25 protein-coding genes and 1 tRNA gene are annotated in these 20874 nt (G+C 70.7%); 14 read left to right on the top strand and 12 right to left on the bottom strand.

The features are described from left to right. Nucleotides 1-68: 68 nt before the first annotated feature. The gene (gene nth / locus ABZ930_RS29510; RefSeq protein WP_361554191.1) at nt 69-956 is read right to left on the bottom strand and encodes an endonuclease III; all 888 of its coding nucleotides are present in this window, start codon (nt 954-956) and stop codon (nt 69-71) included. Between the two features lie 369 nt (nt 957-1325). Between nth and ABZ930_RS29505 the strand changes: the two genes are divergently transcribed. From ABZ930_RS29505 to ABZ930_RS29495, 3 genes are all read left to right on the top strand, one after another. After that, complete coding sequence (locus ABZ930_RS29505) at nt 1326-2000, top strand: Crp/Fnr family transcriptional regulator (protein WP_016642758.1); 675 nt, start codon at nt 1326-1328, stop codon at nt 1998-2000. Nucleotides 2001-2137: 137 nt separating this feature from the next. After that, nucleotides 2138-2941 (top strand): nucleotidyltransferase domain-containing protein, encoded by an 804-nt coding sequence (locus ABZ930_RS29500; RefSeq protein ID WP_361554188.1) that lies wholly within the window; start codon nt 2138-2140, stop codon nt 2939-2941. Between the two features lie 55 nt (nt 2942-2996). Continuing rightward, nucleotides 2997-3887, top strand: a complete 891-nt coding sequence (locus ABZ930_RS29495) for a sigma-70 family RNA polymerase sigma factor (protein ID WP_361554185.1) — start codon at nt 2997-2999, stop codon at nt 3885-3887. A 5-nt stretch (nt 3888-3892) separates the two neighbouring features. On the opposite strand, the gene ABZ930_RS29490 is transcribed toward ABZ930_RS29495, so the two are convergent. The 4 genes from ABZ930_RS29490 to ABZ930_RS29475 form a co-directional block, all read right to left on the bottom strand. Then, on the bottom strand, nt 3893-4723 hold the full coding sequence (locus tag ABZ930_RS29490) for an MBL fold metallo-hydrolase (protein WP_361554182.1): 831 nt from the start codon (nt 4721-4723) through the stop codon (nt 3893-3895). A gap of 3 nt (nt 4724-4726) precedes the next feature. Then, nucleotides 4727-5602, bottom strand: coding sequence for an NUDIX hydrolase (locus ABZ930_RS29485; RefSeq protein WP_361554179.1), 876 nt, complete (start codon nt 5600-5602; stop codon nt 4727-4729). 132 nt (nt 5603-5734) lie between these two features. Then, a complete protein-coding gene (locus ABZ930_RS29480) occupies nt 5735-6208 on the bottom strand; it encodes a RidA family protein (RefSeq protein WP_361554176.1) in 474 nt (157 codons plus the stop codon). Further along, nucleotides 6205-6369, bottom strand: coding sequence for a DUF4177 domain-containing protein (locus tag ABZ930_RS29475; RefSeq protein WP_361554173.1), 165 nt, complete (start codon nt 6367-6369; stop codon nt 6205-6207). The genes ABZ930_RS29480 and ABZ930_RS29475 overlap by 4 nt, the downstream gene beginning before the upstream one ends. An 85-nt stretch (nt 6370-6454) precedes the next feature. Between ABZ930_RS29475 and ABZ930_RS29470 the strand changes: the two genes are divergently transcribed. Next, nucleotides 6455-7414: an ArsA-related P-loop ATPase gene (locus tag ABZ930_RS29470; RefSeq protein WP_361554170.1), complete on the top strand. Its 960-nt coding sequence runs from the start codon at nt 6455-6457 to the stop codon at nt 7412-7414. Nucleotides 7415-7426: 12 nt separating this feature from the next. Next, the gene (locus ABZ930_RS29465) at nt 7427-8722 is read left to right on the top strand and encodes an ArsA family ATPase (RefSeq protein WP_361554167.1); all 1296 of its coding nucleotides are present in this window, start codon (nt 7427-7429) and stop codon (nt 8720-8722) included. Between the two features lie 91 nt (nt 8723-8813). Here ABZ930_RS29465 and ABZ930_RS29460 read toward each other — a convergent pair whose 3' ends face one another. Further along, entirely contained in the window at nt 8814-9158 is a 345-nt protein-coding gene (locus ABZ930_RS29460; RefSeq protein WP_181512524.1) for a WhiB family transcriptional regulator, read from the bottom strand. A gap of 461 nt (nt 9159-9619) precedes the next feature. On the opposite strand from ABZ930_RS29460, the gene ABZ930_RS29455 reads away from it, so the two are divergent. Then, on the top strand, nt 9620-11893 hold the full coding sequence (locus ABZ930_RS29455; RefSeq protein WP_361554163.1) for a transglycosylase domain-containing protein: 2274 nt from the start codon (nt 9620-9622) through the stop codon (nt 11891-11893). A gap of 167 nt (nt 11894-12060) precedes the next feature. On the opposite strand, the gene ABZ930_RS29450 is transcribed toward ABZ930_RS29455, so the two are convergent. Next, on the bottom strand, nt 12061-12525 hold the full coding sequence (locus ABZ930_RS29450) for a GatB/YqeY domain-containing protein (RefSeq protein WP_361554160.1): 465 nt from the start codon (nt 12523-12525) through the stop codon (nt 12061-12063). A 77-nt stretch (nt 12526-12602) separates the two neighbouring features. Between ABZ930_RS29450 and ABZ930_RS29445 the strand changes: the two genes are divergently transcribed. Further along, nucleotides 12603-13541 carry a metallophosphoesterase gene (locus tag ABZ930_RS29445; protein WP_361554157.1) on the top strand — a complete coding sequence of 313 codons (939 nt, stop codon included), beginning with the start codon at nt 12603-12605 and terminating at the stop codon, nt 13539-13541. A 128-nt stretch (nt 13542-13669) separates the two neighbouring features. Continuing rightward, nucleotides 13670-13743 (top strand) — tRNA-Pro (locus tag ABZ930_RS29440). A 134-nt stretch (nt 13744-13877) separates the two neighbouring features. Here the strand turns inward: ABZ930_RS29440 and ABZ930_RS29435 are convergent. Then, a complete protein-coding gene (locus tag ABZ930_RS29435; RefSeq protein WP_361554154.1) occupies nt 13878-15374 on the bottom strand; it encodes an ATP-binding protein in 1497 nt (498 codons plus the stop codon). Nucleotides 15375-15743: 369 nt separating this feature from the next. Here ABZ930_RS29435 and ABZ930_RS29430 point away from each other — a divergent pair, with 369 nt between their 5' ends. From ABZ930_RS29430 to ABZ930_RS29410, 5 genes are all read left to right on the top strand, one after another. Beyond that, a complete protein-coding gene (locus ABZ930_RS29430) occupies nt 15744-16115 on the top strand; it encodes an RNHCP domain-containing protein (protein WP_361554151.1) in 372 nt (123 codons plus the stop codon). Nucleotides 16116-16117: 2 nt separating this feature from the next. Beyond that, entirely contained in the window at nt 16118-16606 is a 489-nt protein-coding gene (locus tag ABZ930_RS29425; RefSeq protein WP_361554148.1) for an RNHCP domain-containing protein, read from the top strand. Between the two features lie 16 nt (nt 16607-16622). Further along, entirely contained in the window at nt 16623-17147 is a 525-nt protein-coding gene (locus tag ABZ930_RS29420; RefSeq protein ID WP_361554145.1) for an N-acetyltransferase, read from the top strand. Between the two features lie 237 nt (nt 17148-17384). Then, a complete protein-coding gene (locus ABZ930_RS29415) occupies nt 17385-17948 on the top strand; it encodes a DUF3710 domain-containing protein (protein WP_361554142.1) in 564 nt (187 codons plus the stop codon). 228 nt (nt 17949-18176) lie between these two features. Continuing rightward, nucleotides 18177-18428: a hypothetical protein gene (locus ABZ930_RS29410; protein WP_361554139.1), complete on the top strand. Its 252-nt coding sequence runs from the start codon at nt 18177-18179 to the stop codon at nt 18426-18428. Between the two features lie 32 nt (nt 18429-18460). On the opposite strand, the gene ABZ930_RS29405 is transcribed toward ABZ930_RS29410, so the two are convergent. The 3 genes from ABZ930_RS29405 to ABZ930_RS29395 all read right to left on the bottom strand — a co-directional run bounded on the left by ABZ930_RS29405 (nt 18461) and on the right by ABZ930_RS29395 (nt 19921). Continuing rightward, nucleotides 18461-18967 (bottom strand): DinB family protein, encoded by a 507-nt coding sequence (locus ABZ930_RS29405; RefSeq protein WP_361554136.1) that lies wholly within the window; start codon nt 18965-18967, stop codon nt 18461-18463. 173 nt (nt 18968-19140) lie between these two features. Further along, nucleotides 19141-19452, bottom strand: coding sequence for an SHOCT domain-containing protein (locus ABZ930_RS29400; protein ID WP_361554133.1), 312 nt, complete (start codon nt 19450-19452; stop codon nt 19141-19143). 28 nt (nt 19453-19480) lie between these two features. Then, on the bottom strand, nt 19481-19921 hold the full coding sequence (locus ABZ930_RS29395; RefSeq protein ID WP_361554130.1) for a DUF6325 family protein: 441 nt from the start codon (nt 19919-19921) through the stop codon (nt 19481-19483). Between the two features lie 264 nt (nt 19922-20185). On the opposite strand from ABZ930_RS29395, the gene ABZ930_RS29390 reads away from it, so the two are divergent. Next, nucleotides 20186-20329 (top strand): hypothetical protein, encoded by a 144-nt coding sequence (locus tag ABZ930_RS29390; RefSeq protein WP_361554127.1) that lies wholly within the window; start codon nt 20186-20188, stop codon nt 20327-20329. A 216-nt stretch (nt 20330-20545) separates the two neighbouring features. On the opposite strand, the gene ABZ930_RS29385 is transcribed toward ABZ930_RS29390, so the two are convergent. Continuing rightward, on the bottom strand, nt 20546-20874 hold a 329-nt coding region (locus tag ABZ930_RS29385; RefSeq protein ID WP_361554124.1), incomplete at its 5' end, for a fasciclin domain-containing protein.

Below are 20874 nucleotides of genomic sequence, written 5' to 3'. Positions count from 1 at the left end.
CGCCCCCGTACCTGTCGTGATGGACCCAACGCCCGACCGCCCCCTCTTCGTTCCGTCCTCCGGGTCCGTCACCCGGACGTGGCACCGCCCAGGGGCGGGGCCGCGATGCCGCCCGCCTCCAGGTACCCCCGCGGCGGGTTGAGCCGCTGGCCCGGGAAGCCGCCCTTCTCGTACTTGAGCAGCTTCTTCGCCTTCTCCGGGTCCGTCTCGCCCTCGCCGTACGCCGGGCAGAGCGGGGCGATCGGGCAGACGCCGCAGGCCGGTTTGCGCGCGTGGCACATCCGGCGGCCGTGGAAGATCACGTTGTGGCTGAGCTGGGTCCAGTCGCTCTTCGGGAACAGCTCGCCGACGGCCTTCTCGACCTTGTCCGGATCGGTCTCCTCCGTCCACTTCCAGCGGCGCACGAGCCGGCCGAAGTGGGTGTCGACCGTGATGCCGGGCCGTCCGAACGCGTTGCCGAGCACCACGAACGCCGTCTTGCGGCCCACTCCGGGCAGCTTCACCAGGTCCTCGAGGCGGCCCGGGACCTCGCCGTCGAACTCCTCCGACAGGGCCTTGGCGAGGCCCATGATCGACCTGGTCTTCGCCCGGAAGAACCCGGTCGGCCGGATCAGCTCCTCGACCTCCTCCGGCACGGCCGCCGCGAGGTCCTCCGGGGTCGGGTACTTCGCGAACAGGCCCGGGGTCGTCTGATTGACCCTCAGGTCGGTCGTCTGGGCCGACATCACCGTGGCGACCAGCAGCTGGAAGGGGCTCTCGAAGTCCAGCTCGGGGTGGGCGTAGGGGTACGTCTCCGCGAGCTCGCGGTTGATCCTGCGGGCGCGGCGGACCAGAGCGGTACGCGACTCGGGCTTGGCGACGGCCTTCTTCGCGACGGCCTTCGCGGGCACGGCCTTCTTGGACACGGCCTTCGCGGGCGCGGCCTTCGCGGGCGCCGCTTTCTTCTTCGCGGGCATCTACTGAGCGGCCTTCCCCTGTGCGGAACCGGGCTCTGCGGCAACCGGAACGGCGCAGGCCACGGCCTCCGTACGGGCATGTTCGCCCACAGCGGAATCAGGGGCGGCCGATCCCGCTCCGGCCCCCGCCGCCTGCGCTGTCACCGGCTTTTTGGACACCCGGCCAGCCTAAAGCCCGGCACCGACATCCGCCCCGGAGCCACTGGATCGGCCCCCGTTTGGCCCCCTCCCCCTCGGGTTGTGACGCAGGTGCGGCAGACTTGTAGCTGAGTGACTGATCACACTGTTTGGACCGTCCGGCAAAATGGGCAGTCGGGAAAGGCTTTCCCGACCGTTTCCCACACTGCAGGCGACATAGGAGAGAAACTCGTGGACGACGTTCTGCGGCGCGCCCCGCTCTTCGCGGCGCTCGATGACGAGCAGGCCGCGGAGCTCCGCGCCTCCATGAGTGAGGTGACCCTCGCACGCGGCGACGCCCTGTTCCACGAGGGCGACCCCGGCGACCGCCTGTACGTGGTCACCGAGGGCAAGGTGAAGCTCCACCGCACCTCCCCCGACGGCCGGGAGAACATGCTGGCCGTGCTCGGCCCCGGCGAGCTGATCGGCGAGCTGTCGCTGTTCGACCCCGGACCGCGCACCGCGACCGCCAGCGCGCTGACCGAGGTGAAGCTGCTCGGCCTCGGCCACGGCGACCTCCAGCCCTGGCTCAACGCACGCCCGGAAGTGGCCGCCGCCCTGCTGCGCGCCGTCGCCCGCCGCCTGCGCAAGACCAACGACCAGATGTCCGACCTGGTCTTCTCCGACGTGCCGGGCCGTGTGGCCCGCGCGCTCCTCGACCTGTCGCGCCGCTTCGGCGTGCAGTCCGAGGAGGGCATCCACGTCGTGCACGACCTCACGCAGGAGGAGCTGGCCCAGCTGGTCGGCGCCTCCCGCGAGACGGTGAACAAGGCGCTGGCCGACTTCGCGGGCCGCGGCTGGCTGCGCCTGGAGGCGCGCGCCGTGATCCTGCTGGACGTGGAGCGCCTCGCGAAGCGTTCCCGCTGAGCAGCTGAGCAGCGGCCCTGAAGGCTCCGTACGACGGGTCCCGCCACACCTCGTGGCGGGACCCGTCGGCGTAGAACCGCGGGGCGGAACCACGGAAATGCCGTGCTCCGGGCGCCTCTTGCCTGCACAGTGGCCCCATGGCCGATCCGCACCGGGGGCTCGACGCCCAGGGATACATCGCGCGCGAGGGCTCCCTGGGCCGTGTCCAGGAGCCCTTCCGCCCCGTCGTGGCCGCCGCCCGCGACCGGCTGCTCGACATCTTCGGCGCCCGGCTGACGAGCGTGTACCTGTACGGGTCCGTGCCCCGCGGCACCGCGCGGCCGGGCCGCTCCGACCTCGACCTGCTGCTCGTGCTGCGCGCCGGGCCCACCGAGGCCGACCGCGCCGGCGCGCGGAGCCTCGACGCCGCGCTGGACAAGGAGTTCCCGCAGGTCGACGGCGTGAGCACGCTCGTGTACGGCCGGGAGCGGCTGCTGAGCGAGGCCGAGACGTACGACATGGGGTGGTTCGTGGCCTGTCTGTGCACGCCCCTGCTCGGGGAGGACCTGGCCGAGTACCTGCCGCGCTACCGGCCCACCGCGCGGCTGGCCCGTGAGACCAACGGGGACCTGGCCGCACGCCTGCCCCGCTGGCGCGAGCGGATCGCCCGCGCGAGCACCGCGGAGGAGCGGCGCGCGCTCGACCGGACCGTCGCCCGCGGCCTCGTGCGCACGGCCTTCACCCTCGTCATGCCCCGCTGGAACGGCTGGACCGGCGAGCTGGACCGAATGGCCGAGGTGTTCGCCGAGTACTACCCGCGGTGGGCGCCGCAGATACGGGCCGCGGCGGCGGCCGGGTACGCGCCCACCGGGGATCCCGGCGCGCTGCGCATGTACACCGAGGAGCTCGGGCCCTGGCTCGCGGACGAGTACGCGCGCGTGCACGGCACGAAACGCGCCTGACGGCGATCAGGACACGCCCGAGGGCGATCAGGGGAGACAGGGGAGGAATCGCACCATGACCACACAGGCCGAACTGGCCACCCGTTTCGAGGCGGAGCGCGGGCGGCTGCGCTCTGTGGCGTACCGCATGCTCGGGTCGCTGAACGAGGCGGAGGACGCGGTCCAGGAGGGGTGGCTGCGGTTGCAGCGGGCCGACGCCGGCGAGGTGCGCAACCTCGGCGGCTGGCTGACGACCGTCGTCGGGCGGATCTGCCTCGACATGCTGCGGACCAGGACCACGCGCCGTGAGGAGCCGCTGGAGGACGGGGGCGCCGAGACGTTCCGGCTGCCGGACCCGGTGGTCAGGCCCGCCGACCCGGTCCACGAGGCCGAACTGGCCGACACCGTGGGGCTCGCGCTGCTGGTCGTCCTCGACACGCTGGCGCCCGCCGAGCGGCTGGCGTTCGTGCTGCACGACATGTTCGCCGTGCCGTTCGAGGACCTCGCGCCGATCGTGGAGCGCACCCCCGCGGCGACCCGGCAGCTGGCCAGCCGGGCGCGCCGCCGCGTGCAGGGCGCCACCGCGCCGGCCGACACCGATCTGGCCCGCCAGCGCGAGGTCATCGACGCCTGGCTGTCCGCGAGCCGCGCCGGTGACTTCGAGGCGCTGCTCGCACTCCTCGACCCGGACGTGCTGCTGCGGGTCGACCAGGGACCGGGCACGGCCGCGCTGCTGGTGCGCGGCGCCCTGGAGGTGGCCGGTCAGGCGGCGCTGTACGGGCGGATGGCCCCGGACACCTACCCGGCGTTCGTCGGCGACGGCCTGGGCATGGTCGCGGCACCCGGCGGCAAGGTCGCCACCGTGGGCTGGTTCACCTTCCGGGCGGGCAAGGTCGTGGGCGTCGACATCATCACCGACCCCGAGCGGATCGCCGCGCTCGGGATCGACTGGGCCACGGGTCGGTAAAAGGCTCAGATCAGCCCGTGGTCGCGCAGGTAGTCGAGCTGGGCCAGGACGGACAGCTCGGCCGCCGGCCACAGGGAGCGGTCCACGTCCGCGTACACGTGCGCGACGACCGCGGCGGCCGTCGTGTGCCCGTCCTCGACGGCGGTCTCCACCTGGGCGAGCCGGTGGGCGCGGTGCGCGAGGTAGAACTCGACGGCGCCCTGGGCGTCCTCCAGGACCGGGCCGTGTCCGGGCAGCACCGTGTGGACGCCGTCGTCGACCGCGAGCGAGCGCAGACTGCGCAGGGTGTCGAGATAGTCGCCGAGGCGGCCGTCCGGGTGCGCGACCACCGTGGTGCCCCGGCCCAGGATGGTGTCGCCGGTCAGCACGGCTCGATCGGCGGGGAGGTGGAAGCTCAGCGAGTCGGCGGTGTGGCCGGGGGTGGGGACGACGCGCAGTTCCAGGCCGCCGGTCGTGATGACGTCACCGGCCGCGAGGCCCTCGTCGCCGAGGCGCAGCGCCGGGTCGAGCGCGCGCACCTTGGTGCCGGTCAGCTCGGCGAACCGGCCCGCGCCCTCGGCGTGGTCGGGGTGGCCGTGCGTGAGGAGGGTGAGCGCGATCCGGCGGCCGGCCTTCTCGGCGACGCCGATCACGTTCTTCAGGTGGCCGTCGTCGAGCGGGCCCGGGTCGATCACGACGGCGAGGTCGCTGTCGGGCTCGGCGACGATCCACGTGTTGGTGCCGTCGAGGGTCATCGCGGACGCGTTCGGCGCGAGCACGTTGACGGCGCGGGCGGTGGCGGGGCCGGACAGCACCCCGCCGCGCGGCTGCCCGGGCAGGGCGGCTGCTTCGGTCATCGGTCAGTTGCTCCCGCCGGTCGGAATGTGCTTGGTGAACTCGTCGTGCCCCGGCCAGGACAGCACCACCTCGCCCGCTTCCAGCCGGGCCTGCGCCAGTACGGGCGTCAGGTCGCGGCCCCCGGCCCCGGCCAGGGCGTCATGGGCGGTCGGGTAGGCGGCGAGGGTGCGCAGGGTCGCGATGGTGGGCGGCATCATCGTCAACTCGCCCCGGTCGTACGCGGACGCGGCCCGCGCGGGGTGGATCCACACGGTGCGGTCGGCCTCGGAGGAGTCGTCGCTGGTGCGCTGGCCCGCCGGGAGCACGGCCGCGAAGAACCAGGTGTCGTAGCGGCGCGGCTCGAACTCGGGGGTGATCCAGCGGGCCCACGCGCCGAGCAGATCGGAGCGCAGCACGAGCCCGCGCCGCTCCAGGAACTCGGCGAAGGACAGGTCGCGGCCGATCAGCGCCTGCCGGTCGGCCTGCCACCGGTCGCCGGTGGTGTCGTCGACGACGGTGTCCGGGGTGGGGCCCGCGAGCAGCACGCCCGCCTCCTCGAAGGTCTCGCGCACCGCGGCGCAGACGATCGCCTGGGCGTCCTTCTCCGGCACGCCGAGCCGCTCGGCCCACGTCTGCCGGGAGGGGCCCGCCCAGCGCACCTGGCGGTCGTCGTCGCGCGGGTCGACGCCGCCGCCGGGGTACGCGTAGGCGCCGGCCGCGAACGCCATCGACGTCCGTCTGCGCAGCATGTGCACCTCGAGGCCGCCGGAGGGCTCCACGGCGTCCCTGAGCAGCATCACGGTGGCGGCGCGGCGCGGGGTCGCGGCCGTCAGGGTGCCGGCGGCGAGGGCGCGGATGCGGTCGGGCCATTCCGGGGGGTACCACTGGCCGTTGGACATGGCCGGAGGCTATCCCGACTCGACGGGATGTTCGAGGGCCGGTTTGTCGACCGACGGCCGGTGGGGGCTGGTCGCGCAGTTCCCCGCGCCCCTGAGATGCCTGCGGCATCCAGGGGCGCGAGACGGTCCGGGTCAGGCTTCCGGAACCAGCTCCACCTGGATCTCCACCTCGACCGGCGAGTCCAGCGGGAGGACCGCGACGCCGACGGCGCTGCGGGCGTGCACGCCCTTGTCGCCGAGGACCTCGCCGAGCAGTTCGCTGGCGCCGTTGATGACACCGGGCTGCCCGGTGAAGTCGGCGGCGGAGGCGACGAAGCCGACGACCTTCACGACACGCGCGATCAGGTCCAGGTCACCGGCGACGGACTTCACGGCCGCCAGCGCGTTGAGCGCGCAGACGCGGGCCAGTTCCTTGGCCTCCTCGGCGGTGACCTCGGCGCCGACCTTGCCGGTCAGCGTCAGCTTGCCGTCGACCATCGGGAGCTGCCCGGCGGTGAACACGTACACACCGGACCGCACGGCCGGCTGGTAGGCGGCGACCGGCGGCACGACGGGCGGCAGGGTCAGGCCCAGCTCGGCGAGCCGCGCCTCGACCGCGCCGCTCACGCGCCCTTCTCCCGCTTCAGGTACGCCACCAGCTGCTCGGGGTTGTTCGGCCCGGGCACGACCTGGACCAGCTCCCAGCCGTCCTCGCCCCAGGTGTCCAGGATCTGCTTCGTCGCGTGCACCAGCAGCGGCACAGTCGCGTACTCCCACTTCTTAGCCATGAGGGCGACTGTAGCCGCCGAAGTCAGGTGCGTCGTTCCGGAGGCTGCTGCGTGATCGGGCCGCGTTCTGGTTACGCTCGAATACGTGAGCAGGCTCCAGGTCGTCAGCGGCAAGGGCGGTACCGGAAAGACCACGGTCGCCGCCGCACTCGCGCTCGCCCTCGCGACGAAGGGCAAGCGCACTCTCCTGGTGGAGGTGGAGGGCAGGCAGGGCATCGCACAGCTCTTTGAGACGGAGGCGCTCCCCTACGAGGAGCGGAAGATCGCCGTCGCGCCCGGCGGCGGGGAGGTGTACGCGCTCGCCATCGATCCGGAACTGGCGCTGCTGGACTACCTCCAGATGTTCTACAAGCTGGGCGGCGCCGGCCGCGCCCTGAAGAAGCTGGGCGCGATCGACTTCGCCACGACCATCGCGCCGGGCCTCAGGGACGTACTCCTGACCGGCAAGGCGTGCGAGGCCGTACGGCGCAAGGACAAGCAGGGCCGGTACGCGTACGACTACATCGTGATGGACGCCCCGCCCACCGGACGCATCACCCGCTTCCTGAACGTGAACGACGAGGTCGCCGGCCTGGCCCGGATGGGCCCGATACACAATCAGGCGCAGGCGGTCATGCGGGTCATCAAGTCCCCGCAGACCGAGGTGCACCTGGTGACCCTGCTGGAGGAGATGCCGGTGCAGGAGACCCTCGACGGGGTCGCCGAACTGCGCGCCGCGCAGCTGCCCGTAGGACGGATCATGGTGAACATGGTGCGGCCCGCGCTCCTGGGGGAACCCGCGCTGGCGCTGACCCGTTCGCCGTCCGTCGCGCCGGAGGTCGCCGGAGCCCTGACGGCGGCCGGGCTCAGCGGCGCGAAGCGGCTCGTGGGGCCGCTGCTCGCGCAGGCCGAGGAGTACGCGGAGCGGTACGTCCTGGAGCGCGCCCAGCGCGAGCTGCTCACCGGGGCGGAGCTGCCGCTGCACGAACTTCCGCTGCTCACCGAGGGTTTGGACCTCGCGGGTCTGTACACACTCGCCGAGGAACTGCGACAGCAAGGGATCTGAGGGACCGCTTCGATGACGCTGAACCCGGCAGGCGCGCTCGACATCGACCCGCTGCTCGACGACCCGGCCACCCGCATCGTGGTCTGCTGCGGCTCGGGCGGGGTCGGCAAGACCACGACCGCCGCGGCGCTCGGCCTGCGCGCCGCCGAGCGCGGCCGCAAGGTCGTGGTGCTGACCATCGACCCGGCCCGGCGCCTCGCCCAGTCGATGGGCATCGACTCCCTCGACAACGTCCCGCGCCGGGTGAAGGGCGTCGAGACGGGCGGCGACGCGGCCGGCGGCGAGCTGCACGCCATGATGCTCGACATGAAGCGCACCTTCGACGAGATCGTCGAGGCGCACGCGGACGGCGAGCGGGCCGAGGCGATCCTGAACAACCCCTTCTACCAGTCGCTCTCCGCGGGCTTCGCCGGCACGCAGGAGTACATGGCGATGGAGAAGCTGGGCCAGCTCAGGGCCCGGGACACCTGGGACCTGATCGTCGTCGACACCCCGCCGTCCCGCTCCGCGCTCGACTTCCTGGACGCGCCGAAGCGGCTCGGCTCGTTCCTCGACGGCAAGCTGATCCGCATCCTGATGGCCCCCGCGAAGGTCGGCGGGCGGGCCGGGATGAAGTTCCTGAACGTCGGGATGTCGATGATGACCGGCGCGCTCGGCAAGCTGCTCGGCGGGCAGCTGCTGCGTGACGTACAGACGTTCGTGGCCGCGATGGACACCATGTTCGGCGGATTCCGTACGCGCGCGGACGCCACGTACAAGCTTCTCCAGGCGCCCGGCACGGCCTTCCTCGTCGTCGCCGCGCCCGAGCGGGACGCGCTGCGCGAGGCCGCGTACTTCGTGGAACGCCTGGCCGCGGAGCGGATGCCGCTCGCCGGCCTGGTGCTGAACCGGGTGCACGGCAGCGGCGCCGACCGGCTGTCCGCCGAGCGGGCGCTCGCCGCCGCGGAAAATCTTGACGAGCGCCGCATTGTGGATCAGACGCCCGGGAAGGAAGAGGTTCGTACTCCTCCCGAGTCCACCCCCGGATCAGATCCCGCGCCGGATCCCGCGTCAGGCTCCCCCGCCGCAGCGGAGACTCCCGCAGACCCCAGCACCGAGCAATTGACCGCAGGACTCCTGCGGTTGCACGCCGAGCGGATGCGGCTCGTCGCGCGTGAACAGCGCACGCGTGACCGCTTCACCGCGCTCCACCCCGAGGTCGCCGTGGCCGAGATCGCGGCGCTGCCCGGCGATGTGCACGACCTGGCAGGCCTCAGGGACATCGGAGACCGGCTCGCGGCCGGTGGCACTCCGGCCGGAGCTGAATGAGCCGTACGCGCCCGCACGTCGGCCGTGCGGTCGCGGCCCGGAGCCGATCAGGGCTCCGGCACTCGTGTGTACGAAAGGGTGCAGCGCCGTCCTATCCGACGGCGGCGAACCTCTCGTACGTCTCGTCGTTGTCGAGCTCCGCGGGCAGCAGGCCCGCACTGCGCTCGTACTCCGTCCGCGCCGTCTCCAGCAGCCGGCGCCATGAGGTGACGGTCGGACGCCTGCGCAGCAGTGCGCGGCGCTCCCGCTCCGTCATGCCACCCCACACGCCGAACTCGACGCGATTGTCGAGCGCGTCCGCCAGGCACTCGGTCCGCACGGGACATCCCGTGCACACCGCTTTCGCCCGGTTCTGCGCTGCTCCTTGAACGAACAGTTCATCCGGATCGGTAGTGCGGCAGGCCGCCTGCGCACTCCAGTCGACTACCCAGCCCATACCGGCGCCGTCCTCTCCCGAATCGAGGCTCCCCCACGGCGGCAGCGGCATATTCACCGCCGCCAGTTGAGGACGTTACGGAAGGTGGGCACAGCGCAACACCCCCTTCGGGCCCAATCTTGAATGGCCCGAACGGACTATGCGTAAGCGGCAGATCACCCGACGGAGTGACCGGGAGACATGCGTAACAACCCCGGCAAATAGGGACAGTTCGCTTGCGCCACAACGGGCGCGGGATGACACACGAGGCGGTTTCGGACACCTTCCGGGCCTCGCGCGGAGGGTCGCGGAAGGCGCGGGAATGACTACAAGAGGCACGTCAGAGGTAGGGAAAGAAGTGCCGGGAACGTTTCGGGGCCGTCCCACGTCTTGATACGAGACCGCACTGCTGTGACAGTTGAGTGCAGCTTAGGCCAAGGCATATACGCCTGTCCGGAGAATCAGAACGTAGGCTGCCCTGCATGGGAAAGAAGCGCTCGGCCGGTGACGGCGGCGGTATGTCGCCGGCTCAACAGGCCGCCAAGTTCCTCGGTGTCAGCGTGCTCGCGGGAGCCGTGCTCGCCGGAATCGCGCTGCCCGCAGCGGGCGCGCTCGGCCTGGCCGCCAAGGGCTCGGTCGAGGAATTCGACGAGACCCCGGCCGCGCTGAAGCAGCCGCCGCTCAGCCAGCGCACCACGATCCTGGACGCCCAGGGCGGAAAGATCGCGACGGTCTACGACCGCGACCGCACCGTGGTGAAGCTCGACGAGATCTCTCCGTACATGCAGAAGGCGATCGTCGCGATCGAGGACTCCCGCTTCTTCGAGCACGGGGCCATCGACGCGAAGGGCATCCTGCGCGCCATCAACGCGAACGCGCGGGGCGGCGGCGTCGCCCAGGGCGCGTCCACCCTCACCCAGCAGTACGTGAAGAACGTCTTCATGGAGGAGGCGGGCGACGACCCGACGAAGCTGGCGCAGGCCACCCAGCAGACGATCGGGCGCAAGGTCCGCGAGCTGAAGTACGCGATCCAGATCGAGAAGGATCTCGGCAAGAAGAAGATCCTCAGCAACTACCTGAACATCACGTACTTCGGTCAGCAGGCGTACGGCGTCGAGGCCGCGGCCCAGCGCTACTTCTCCAAGTCGGCCAAGGACCTGAACGTCCAGGAGTCCGCGCTCCTCGCCGGCATCGTGCAGTCGCCGAGCCGCTACGACCCGGTCAACGACGAGGCCGAGGCGAAGAAGCGGCGCAACATCGTGCTCCAGCGCATGGCCGACGTCCACGACATCTCGCAGGCCGAGGCCGACAAGGCGAAGCTGACGGGCCTGAACCTGAAGGTCAGCAAGCCGCAGAACGGCTGCATCACCGCGGTCAAGGGCGCCGCCTTCTTCTGTGACTACGTCGAGCAGGTCGTGAAGAACGACCCGGCCTTCGGCAAGACGAAGGAGGTCCGCGCCAAGCTCTGGAGCCGCGGCGGTCTGACGGTCAGGACGACGCTGGACCCGCAGGCCCAGGAATCGGTGCAGGCCTCGATCAAGAGCAACGTGTACCAGACGGACTCGGTCGCCACGGCGGTCACGCTCGTCGAGCCGGGCAGCGGCAAGATCCTCGGCATGGGCCAGTCGAAGCCGTACGGCTACGGCAAGAACGAGACGTCGATCAACTACTCGGTGAACTCGGCGTACCACGGCTCCAACTACGGCTTCCCGACCGGTTCGACGTTCAAGCCGTTCCTGGCGGCGGCCGCGCTGGAGAACGGGACGCCGATCACGCAGCAGTTCCCGGCGCCGTACCAGATGCCGTACCCGGCCACCGTGCAGACGTGCAGCGGCAAGCCGTGGAAGAACGACGGCAACTACAAGCTGGAGAACGAGAACGAGTCGGAGTCCGGCCCCTATCGCCTCAAGGAGGCGATGGAGAAGTCCATCAACACGTACTTCGTGGAGATGCTCGCCGACACCGGCATGTGCCCGGTCGTGCAGATGACCGACAAGCTGGGCGTGGTGCAGGGCAACGGCGACAAGGTGCCCGAGGTGCCCTCGTCGATGACCCTCGGCTCGACGGGTCTGTCGCCGCTGACGATGGCCTCCGCGTACGCCGCGTTCGCCAACGAGGGCACGTACTGCACCCCGATCGCCATCGCGTCGATCACCGACGCCAACGGCAAGTCGCTGGCCGTCCCGAAGTCGAAGTGCTCGCGCGCCATGTCGACGCAGACCGCGGACAAGATCAATACGCTGCTCAGCGGTGTGACCGACTCCGGTACGGGTCAGCAGGCCGGCCTCTCCGACCGGGACAACGCCGGTAAGACGGGTACGACGGACGCCCGCAAGAACGCCTGGTTCGTCGGCTACACGCCGAACCTGTCGGGCGCCGTCTGGGTCGGAAGCGCCTCGCAGGGCGTCGAGATGACGAACATCACCATCGGCGGCCGGTACCACGACAAGGTCTACGGCGCCGACACGCCCGGCCCGATCTGGCGGTCGGCCATGACCGGCGCCCTGTCGGGCAAGGAGGCACCGGGCTTCACCATGGTCGACATCCCGGACCTCGACAAGGACAAGGGCAAGGACAAGGACAAGGGCCGGGACAAGGGCCGGGACCAGGGCGGCGACCAGGGCCAGGACGACGGCAAGCCGGGTGACGGCGGTGACACCGGTGACACGGGCGACACCGGCACCGGCCTCCCCGACGGGCTGTTCCAGGGCCAGGGGAACGGCGGGAACGGGAACGGCGGGGGCTGGGGCCGCTAGCCGGTCCCCGGGTCACGGCCGGGCTTCGGGCCACGGCCGGGCTTCGGGCCACGGCCGGTCTTCGGGTCACATCCCGTCTTCGGGTCACACCTGGCCTTCGGGCCACAGCTGAAAGGGGCGCCCCCGGTGGGGGCGCCCCTTTTCGCTTTCCGTGCGGTGGCTCGGGCTCAGCCGACGAGCAGCTTCTTGACCGCCGCGGCGACCCGGCCGCCCTCGGCGCGGTCCCCGACCTTCGGCTTCACGATCTTCATGACCTGGCCCATGGCGCGGGGGCCCTCGGCGCCGGCCGCCTTCGCCTCCTCGACCGCCTGCCCGACGATCTGCTCCAGCTCGGCGTCGGACAGCTGCTGCGGCAGGTACTCGGCGAGCACCTCGCCCTCCGCCAGCTCACGGGCGGCGGACTCGGCACGCCCGCCCTTCTCGAAGGCCTCGGCCGCCTCGCGGCGCTTCTTCGCCTCCTTGACGATCACCGCCTGCACCTCGTCATCGGCGAGCTCGCGCTTCTCCTTGCCGGCGACCTCCTGGGTCGTGATGGCGGCGAGGGTCATCCGGAGCGTCGAGGAGCGCAGCTCGTCACGCCCCTTGATCGCGGCGTTGAGGTCGTCGTGCAGCTTCGACTTGAGCGTGGTCATGACTTGATTGTCGCAGGTGCACGGGGCGTCACGCCCGCCGATTTCCGGGCCTCCGGCCGTCTGACACGATGGGACACATGCGCGCGCGATACGGGATTCCCCTGAAGGTCTCTGCTGGCGTCGTGGCGGCGGGCGCCGCCACCGTCGCCTACTCCGCGGGTTTCGAAGCCCGCTCGTTCCGCCTGCGACGCGTCACGGTCCCGGTCCTGCCCCCCGGTATGCAGCCGCTGCGCGTCCTCCAGGTCTCCGACATCCACATGGTCGGCGGGCAGCGCAAGAAGCAGCGCTGGCTGCGCTCGCTGGCCGGGCTGCGCCCCGACTTCGTCATCAACACGGGCGACAACCTCTCCGACCCGGAGGGCGTCCCCGAGGTGCTCGACGCGCTCGGGCCGCTGATGGAGTTCCCGGGCGCGTACGTCTTCGGCTCCAACGACTACTACGGTCCCCGGCCCCGCAACCCCGCCCGGTACCTGCTGGAGAAGGTGCAGGGCCGCCACGGTCTGAACGGCAACCCGCCGGTCGTCGGCGCCGTCCACAACCCGTGGGAGGACCTGCGCGACGGCTTCGACGAGGCCGGCTGGCTGAACCTCACCAACACGCGCGGCACGCTCAAGGTGTCGGGCGTCGAGATCGGCTTCACGGGCCTGGACGACCCGCACATCAAGCGTGACCGGTACGCGGAGGTGGCGGGCGGCCCCGCGACCGGCCCGGACTTCTCGATGGCCGTGGTCCACGCCCCGTACCTCCGGGTCCTGGACGCCTTCGCCGCGGACGACTACCCGCTGATCCTGGCCGGGCACACGCACGGCGGCCAGGTCTGCGTCCCCTTCTACGGCGCCCTGGTCACCAACTGCGACCTGGACACCGACCGCGTCAAGGGTCTGTCGCGGCACACGGCCGAGGGCAACACGTCCTACCTGCACGTCTCCGCGGGCTGCGGCGCGAACCGCTACACCCCGTTCCGCTTCGCCTGCCCCCCGGAGGCGACGCTCCTGACGCTGGCGCCGTCCCGGTAACCACCGGGGACCCCATCGGGCCCGGGATCCGGTCCCCCCAAAACCGGATTTCGTCTCCGGGCCCCGGTGGGCTAAAGTAAACGACGTCGCCAGGACCTGCGGAACTGCGGGAAGCGGAGCAACGACATCGGGGTGTGGCGCAGCTTGGCAGCGCGCTTCGTTCGGGACGAAGAGGTCGTGGGTTCAAATCCCGCCACCCCGACAGCTGAAGTACCGGGTCAGGCCCGGCTCTCCTTCTCGGAGAGCCGGGCCTGACCTGCTTTCGGGAATGATCGGGGAGCCAATTCCTAGGTCCGGCTACCCACAACAGCTCCCTCTTCTTCTGCGGCCCTCGCCTCATTCCCCGTGCCAGACACGCTCCAGATCCACCAGCTCCACGTCCGGTCGTCCGTGCGCGGCCTCGGCCAGATTCACGTCGAAGCCTGAGCGACCGAAGAGGAGGAGTTTCGCTCCATCGGCCCGCACTCCGCGGGCGACCAACAACTCCCTGATCCGGTCGAGGCGTTCGAGGTCGGACAGTGTGCGAGCACGGTCGGACGACTTGGCCTCGCCGATCGCCCGGATGACGGGAGCGCCGGCCTGTCGGCGCTCTCCCTCAGCGAGGGCCACGACGTCGAGTTCGTGCTGCGCACGGCCGGCACTGTCGTTCACCACGGTACTGCCGATCTCGCCTGTCGGACCGCCCTTCGTGCGCTCCGCGGCATGCCGGGCCGTCCATTCGCGGGCGAGCTGCTCGAAGGACGGGCCGAGGATCTGCGCCCTGACGGTGGGTGCGGCGGCCTTCCAGGCCGGGGCTGCCCTGCGTTCCTCGAAGGCCGCCATACGGGGCACGGTGACCAGCTGGTGCAGGCGTACCACTGAGTCGGCCAGGCGTAGTACGGGACGGCGCTGAAGCAGCAGGTCCTCGTCCTTCACCAGGAAACCCGAGGTGATCAGGACATCGAGTGGGTGGTGCAGGCTGCGCTGGTCGCGGCCGATTGCGGCGGCGACCTTGGAGGGGGTGGTCGCCCCTGCGGCGACCGCACCGAGGACCGAGAGATACAGCGCCCGGTCCTGGATCCGCGGATCCTCTCGCAGCAGGTATCCGGCCTCCCCGAAGAGTGCGTGGCTGGGGTTGAAGACGGTGGAGAGCAGCAGGTCGTCGAGATCGGAACGGGTTTGCGGAGAGGCGCCACCGAGCAGGTCGCGGTAGCCGGGGGTGCCGCCGAAGCAGGCGTACATGCGGAAAGCGGTGTCGGTGTCCTCGATCCCGTAGTACGAGGCGGAGGTGCGGTAGTCGAAGGGCTTGAGGAGCAGATCGAGTTCGGCGCGGCCTCGCAGGGCCCTGGCTCCGGAGAGCAGGTCCGACATCACCGCGAGCGCGGAACCGCACAGGATCACCCGGCCGCTCATCGATTCCGGAGCGTCTCTGCTCTCGTCCACCAGGGCCTGGAGAGCGGAAGGGATCTGGGCGCCGAGCCCGTGCGCGAGCAGATAGGGAAGCTCGTCGATCACCAGGAGTGGCGCGGCCCGGCCACCGGCAGCGGGGAGCGGGCGCAGCGCGGTGCGGAGTCCTTCGTCCCAGTCCCGGAAGCGCAACTGACCCGCTGCGAGTCCGCGGCCCGCCGCGACCGCATCAGCGAATCGCTGGAGCGCGGGAAGCGGCTCCTCCTCCTGGGCCATGTGGTACTGCCCTCCGTGCTCCCGGCACAGGCGGCGCAGCAGAAAGCTCTTCCCGGTGCGGCGGCGGCCATAGAGGATTCCGATCCGCAGGCCGGGTGCAGGCGAGGTGACAAAGCGCTCCAGGTCGGCCCATTCGGTGATCCGGTCGAAGAGGTCCGCGGGTCGTGTCATGCACCCACAGCAACAGCGACCCTAGGATAAGTCAAGTTAGACTAACTCTAATTAGTAATGGATCGCACGCTTGATCGCATGCCTCTCCAGTTGGCGGGCCCGGCCACCCGAGGGAATGACGGGGCAGGACCGGCAAGAAATAATCGTTCGCCACCGGTACGCGCGTGCACTTAGCCTGGACCGCGTACTTCTGATCGCATACCGGGACGTACCCGCGTACGACCGGTGACTGGGCCTCGTGCCCTCGAAAGGGTGTCTTGATGACCCGGCCCGCGCCGAGCGCGCCTCGCCGTCACGCCTAAGCGTCCGCCGTAAGGCCGCTCGGCCTGCTCTTGCTGTCATGTCTGACCTCTCAGCAAGGAGCACCGGGTGTCCACCCCGCACACCTCGCACACCGACACGCTCAAGATCAGCACCTTCGCCTGCTCGTGGTGCGGTCTGACCGTTTCCGCGACCGCCGCCGACGGCGCGCGGCGCAACCTCTGCCCGTCCTGTCTGCACTCGCGGCACGTCACCGACCACGTCGAGGGCGGTCCGAGCGACTGCCACGGCCGGATGTCGCCGATCTCCATCGCCGTGCTGCGCACCGGTGACTGGATGGTGATCCACCGCTGCGTACGCTGCGACGAGCTCACGTCCAACCCGGTCTGCGCCGACGACAACCAGCTCCTCCTGATGCGCATGGCCGTCCGGCCGCTCGCCGAGCCGCCCTTCCCGCTCGAAGCGTTCGGAGGGATGTGAGCATGCCGCGACGCAACACGCACCGCGTACGGACGTCCGTACGCCGCCGTCCGCAGCGGCACAAGGACGTCCTTCACGAACACGGCGGGCACCGCGCGCAGGACTTCAAGTGCGTCGGCTGCCGCCTGGACGTGTCGCTGGACGCGCCCGGCACGGGGCATCGCAATCACTGCCCCACCTGCCTGGCCAGCGTGCACGTCGACGCCCGCATACCGGGCGACCGGGCGGCCTCCTGTCGGGGCCGCATGGACGCGCTGTCCCTGTCCGCGCGCCCCGACGGCGAGTGGCTGCTCATTCACCAGTGCCTGCGCTGCGGCGAGCTCAGCGCCAACCGCATCGCGGGCGACGACAACCCACTCGCCCTGGTGCGCCTGGCCCTCAGACCGCTCCAGGACACGGGGACCGGCATCGCCCGCCGCGCGCTGCTCACCCTGTGGCCTGCCCACCCCCGCGAGCCACCAGTCAACTCGACGTCACCACAACGACTTTGAAAGGGCCCCCACCACAATGAAGATCAGGACCGAGACATCAGCCGATGCCTCCCGTGTCCGCGAGGTCATCACCCAAGCGTTCGGCTCCCCCGAGGGCGCCGACCTCGTCGACGCCCTGCGCGCCGACGCCTGCTGGATCCCCGAGCTCTCCCTCGTCGCCGAGGACGACCACGGCACCGTCACCGCCCACGCCCTCCTCACCCGGGCGAGCATCGGCACCAGCCCGACCCTCACCCTCGCCCCGGTGTCCGTGCCCCCCCAGGAACACCAAGGCTCCGGCATCGGAACCGCCCTTGTCCGGGCGGCACTTGACGCCACCTGGGACCGAGGCGAGCACACCGTAACCGTCCTCGGCCACCCGACGTACTACCCCCGCTTCGGGTTCGAGCGCGCCGACACCCACGGCGTGACCTGCACCCTGAGCGCGGGCCCTGACGAAGCCAAAATGGTCCTCTCCCTCGACGGCAACCCGATCCCGCCCGGAGACATGGGCTTCGGTCGCCCGCTGGCAGACGCGGTCGGCGCCTACCAGCCGGAGTAACCGGAAGCAGTCGGAAGAGGCGTGGCCTTGGCAGCCGTCTGGGGGCCGAATCTCTCCCCGAGACCTCCCAAGGCCATCCGAGACCGATCCACTCCAACGCCCTGGCAGCTAAAACAGCAGGTGAGGCGCCTACCGGATTCGGTAGGCGCCTCACCTGTTTCTGCGTGCGTGTCTCTCTGCGTGACTACGGCTCCGGATCCCACCCCTGTCTCCCGCACAAGCGGTGCGTCATGCTGAGTGCTCATCGAGCGCTGCGGGGGCGTCGTGACCAATAAGCGTGAGGTTCGCTGGCGGCATGCGGGTGGCGGCTTTTTCGACCTGGATGGTTTGAGGATCCCGGCCGGCGAGGGGGTTCGGCTTCTGCCGATCGTCAGTGAAAAGAGCGGCGCAGTGGTGGCCGTCACGACAGTGCGGGGCCGGACGGCGATTCAGCTCCAGGCGTTCCGTCTGTCTGCCGGCCGTTCCTGGGGCTCCGTCCGGCTCGAACTGCTGGCCCGCATCCAGCGGGACGGTGGGGCGGCAGAGGAGGTTGTCGGTCCGTCAGGGCCTGGGATACAAGCGCGCGTTCCTGTTGTCACCCCTGAGAGCGAGCAGAAGGTGATGGACGTGCGGTTCGTCGGTCGGGACGGTCCGGGTTGGCTGCTGCGGGGCACTGTCTCCGGGACGGGGGCCGCTCCGGGAAGCGCCGAGGCGTGGCCTTACGCGGTGTTTGACGAAACGGTCGTCAAGAGCACGGCCCTTGTCGCACCCGACAGCTTGGCCATGGAACTGCGGTGGCCTCCGGGAGAAGCAGTCGACTGACCTGCTCAGCGCATCTCCGGCACGGGAGCGGGACCGGCCAAGCTCAGATAGGGCGGTCCGTCGAAACCACGGCGGTAGTCCAGCGTCACAACGATCTGCATGACGGACGGCCCACACGACGAGGACGGCAACCACCAAGGCCCACACCGTCGTTGCGGTGGCCGGCGTCATGGCGGCCGCTCGCCCGGCGTCCCGGCGATAGCCTGCACGCAGAGGGACGGAGGACCCATGAAGGCAGCCATGCACGAGATGACGAAGGCCCAGTGGGCGACGCTCGTCGAGGAGTGGTGGGGCGGCTACGAGGGCGACCTCATCCCCAGGGGCGGATGGAGCAGCCCCCTCTTCCCCGTTTACCCGGTGTGTCCGCAGTGCTCGCGCGACGGGGACTGCATGGCGCTTCCCGTGGGTGAGGGGCGGCAGGAGGTGCGGGTGGTGTTCTTCGAGTGCGGGCACGTCCTCGCGGTGGGCGCGAGCGACTGAGCTGACGCCTCCACCAGGCGCCGTCGACCGGTCTAGTTGCCGGTCGTGCCGTCGAGCAGCTCGCGCAGGATGTCCAGGTGGCCGTTGTGGCGGGCCGTCTCCTCGGTGAGGTGGAGGAGGATCCAGCGCAGGTCGACGTGGAGACCGTCGCGGATGGTTCCCCGGGCCTGCTTGTCCAGGTCGTTCCCGGCGACCAGCTCGCGGTAGCGGGCACTCTGCCCGGCGTATTCGTCGAGCAGCCGCGCGAGGGGGAAGTCGACGGCGATCCGCATCTCGCGGTCGGGGTCCTCGTCCGTCATGGGCGCCCGGTCCTCCTCGCCGAGGAAGATCACCTGGAACCAGTAGTACTCGACCCAGCGCAGGTGGTTGATCACTCCGCTCATGGTCATCAGTGGTGAGCCCGGCAGGAGCGAGGTGCGGGCGTTCTCCTCGGAGACGCCTGCGCACTTGGCGCGGGCGGTGTCCCGTGCGTAGTCGAGAAACGTGGTGAGCTGGGTGCGCTCGTCCCACGCGGGCGGTGTGTCATCGATTCTGGTCATCGTGCGAAGCGTCCCCGATCACCACGCCCTGGGTCGAGGCATTTCGCCGTCCGGACGGCGTTGCCGCGGACCGAGCCGGTCTCGGGGTGCGGGCCGCCGGCGGCGACCAGCCGTACGAGGGCGGCCCGGGTGCCGGGGCTCGGCTCGGCCGCGGACAGCGGCTCCGCCGGGGCTCAGGAGCCGAGGATCCGGGCCTTCTCCGTGGCGAACTCCTCGTCCGTCAGCACGCCCTGGGCCTTGAGGTCGGCCAGTGCGGTGAGCTGGGCGACGCGGTCCTGGGCCGGTGCGGGTGGCGGGGCCGCCGCCTGGGCCGCTCCCTGGTCCATCCATGCCTGCTGCTGGGCCTGTGCCTGGGCCTGCTGGCGCTGGTCGCGCTCGGCCATGCCGCGGTTGACGCGGTTGGAGACGGCCGAGGCCGTTCCGGAGATCACCGCGGTGCGGGCGATGGTGCCCAGAAGGCCGGGGCGTCCGAATCGCTGGGGCATACCGATCCCTCCTGTCGACGGCGCGCCGTCACTCGGTGCCGAGCGCGGCGACCGCGTCGGCGACGGCGTCCCGGGGGACGCGCTCGAAGAGCAGCAGGTCGCCGCTCGATTCCCGTACCGCCGTCGCGAGCCGTGCCGCCCAGGTGTTCTCCCAGGCCACGACCAGCGCCGACGAGTCCGCCGGCAGGTTGTCCGCGATCGTGCGCAGGTCCTCGTCGCTGAGCAGGTCGAACTGTGCGTCGGTGACCTGGCCGAACGGCTCCGCCACTTCCTCGTCCGCCAGCTCGACGACGTCGACGGAGCCGTCGGCGGTCTTGTGGATGAAGCTCAGGTCCAGGATGCGTACGGTGCCGTTCTCCTGCAGCTCCCGCAGGGCGGGGGCGACGTCGCCGTTGAAGCGGTTGCCCTCGAAGGCGACCACGGCGACATCGACCGGACCGACCGTGTCGGCATTCAGGCCACTGGGCACGAGCAGACCGCCTTCCCTGGAGTGCAGAACCGGCAATACCGGAAATACCGGCGATATCGCCGATTCTGAGGATAGGGGGACGAACCGGTGACGTGCGAGCGCTGGCCCACCCGGCCCGTCCGGCCGTGCCTTCGCATTCTGCCTCCGCTCCGGGCCGGTGGACCGGCGGCCGTCGGCCAATCCGAATCCGGGTCCGCACCCGTCCGGTGCGGATGCGGCGACGGATTACCAGTGACAGGCTGCTGACCCGGTGAGGTGAGTGCGATGACGAACGAGGAGTTCGGGCGGCTCATGAAGCAGGCCCGCGCGGAAGTGCGGCGGACCGCGCTGCCCCGGCGGGACGTCAGCCCGCGTGAGGTGTACGAGGCGCGGGCGCGGCACGCGGAGTTCGGGGCCTGCTCGCACTGAGGCCCCCGCGGGAGTAGCGCGGGCGGGAGCGGTGACGCCGTGTCGCGCACGTCGCCGCTCCCGCCCGCCGGACACGACCGGCCGGGCAGGCACCGCAACCCACCCGCCCCGTCTCCGCCTGCCCGTGCGCCCCGGACACCCCAGGAACCACGCGGGGCGGGCACGGCGGAGGCCGTTCGACGCGGGCCGTCCCGCCGGGCGGCCCGCGCGGTCGTGTCAGCTCTTGGGCATCAGGACGGAGTCGATGATGTAGACGTTGGCGTTGGCGGTCTTCACGTTGCCGCAGACCACGTTCGCGCTGTCGTTGACCTTGTAGTTCTCGCCGGAGCCGGACGTGGTGAGCTTCGACTTCTCCAGCGTCTCGAAGGAGCCCTTCTCCAGGTCCTTGGGCGCCAGCTTCTGGCCCACCACGTGGTACGTGAGGATCTTGGTGAGCTGGGCCTTGTCGCTCAGGACCTTGTCGAGGTCGGCCTTCGGGATCTTCGCGAACGCGTCGTTGGTCGGCGCGAACACCGTGATGTCCTTGGCGTTGTTGAGCGTGTCGA

This window comes from Streptomyces sp. NPDC046716, assembly GCF_040645755.1.
Lineage (GTDB): Bacteria > Actinomycetota > Actinomycetes > Streptomycetales > Streptomycetaceae > Streptomyces.
This window is presented reverse-complemented; position numbering and strand designations above follow the sequence as displayed.

Coding starts and splice junctions, on each gene's coding strand:
- nth (WP_361554191.1), bottom strand. CDS start 956: ATGCCCGCGAAGAAGAAAGCGGCGCCCGCGAAGGCCGCGCCCGCGAAG.
- ABZ930_RS29500 (WP_361554188.1), top strand. CDS start 2,138: ATGGCCGATCCGCACCGGGGGCTCGACGCCCAGGGATACATCGCGCGC.
- ABZ930_RS29495 (WP_361554185.1), top strand. CDS start 2,997: ATGACCACACAGGCCGAACTGGCCACCCGTTTCGAGGCGGAGCGCGGG.
- ABZ930_RS29490 (WP_361554182.1), bottom strand. CDS start 4,723: ATGACCGAAGCAGCCGCCCTGCCCGGGCAGCCGCGCGGCGGGGTGCTG.
- ABZ930_RS29485 (WP_361554179.1), bottom strand. CDS start 5,602: ATGTCCAACGGCCAGTGGTACCCCCCGGAATGGCCCGACCGCATCCGC.
- ABZ930_RS29475 (WP_361554173.1), bottom strand. CDS start 6,369: ATGGCTAAGAAGTGGGAGTACGCGACTGTGCCGCTGCTGGTGCACGCG.
- ABZ930_RS29465 (WP_361554167.1), top strand. CDS start 7,427: ATGACGCTGAACCCGGCAGGCGCGCTCGACATCGACCCGCTGCTCGAC.
- ABZ930_RS29460 (WP_181512524.1), bottom strand. CDS start 9,158: ATGGGCTGGGTAGTCGACTGGAGTGCGCAGGCGGCCTGCCGCACTACC.
- ABZ930_RS29455 (WP_361554163.1), top strand. CDS start 9,620: ATGGGAAAGAAGCGCTCGGCCGGTGACGGCGGCGGTATGTCGCCGGCT.
- ABZ930_RS29450 (WP_361554160.1), bottom strand. CDS start 12,525: ATGACCACGCTCAAGTCGAAGCTGCACGACGACCTCAACGCCGCGATC.
- ABZ930_RS29445 (WP_361554157.1), top strand. CDS start 12,603: ATGCGCGCGCGATACGGGATTCCCCTGAAGGTCTCTGCTGGCGTCGTG.
- ABZ930_RS29435 (WP_361554154.1), bottom strand. CDS start 15,374: ATGACACGACCCGCGGACCTCTTCGACCGGATCACCGAATGGGCCGAC.
- ABZ930_RS29425 (WP_361554148.1), top strand. CDS start 16,118: ATGCCGCGACGCAACACGCACCGCGTACGGACGTCCGTACGCCGCCGT.
- ABZ930_RS29420 (WP_361554145.1), top strand. CDS start 16,623: ATGAAGATCAGGACCGAGACATCAGCCGATGCCTCCCGTGTCCGCGAG.
- ABZ930_RS29410 (WP_361554139.1), top strand. CDS start 18,177: ATGAAGGCAGCCATGCACGAGATGACGAAGGCCCAGTGGGCGACGCTC.
- ABZ930_RS29405 (WP_361554136.1), bottom strand. CDS start 18,967: ATGACCAGAATCGATGACACACCGCCCGCGTGGGACGAGCGCACCCAG.
- ABZ930_RS29400 (WP_361554133.1), bottom strand. CDS start 19,452: ATGCCCCAGCGATTCGGACGCCCCGGCCTTCTGGGCACCATCGCCCGC.
- ABZ930_RS29390 (WP_361554127.1), top strand. CDS start 20,186: ATGACGAACGAGGAGTTCGGGCGGCTCATGAAGCAGGCCCGCGCGGAA.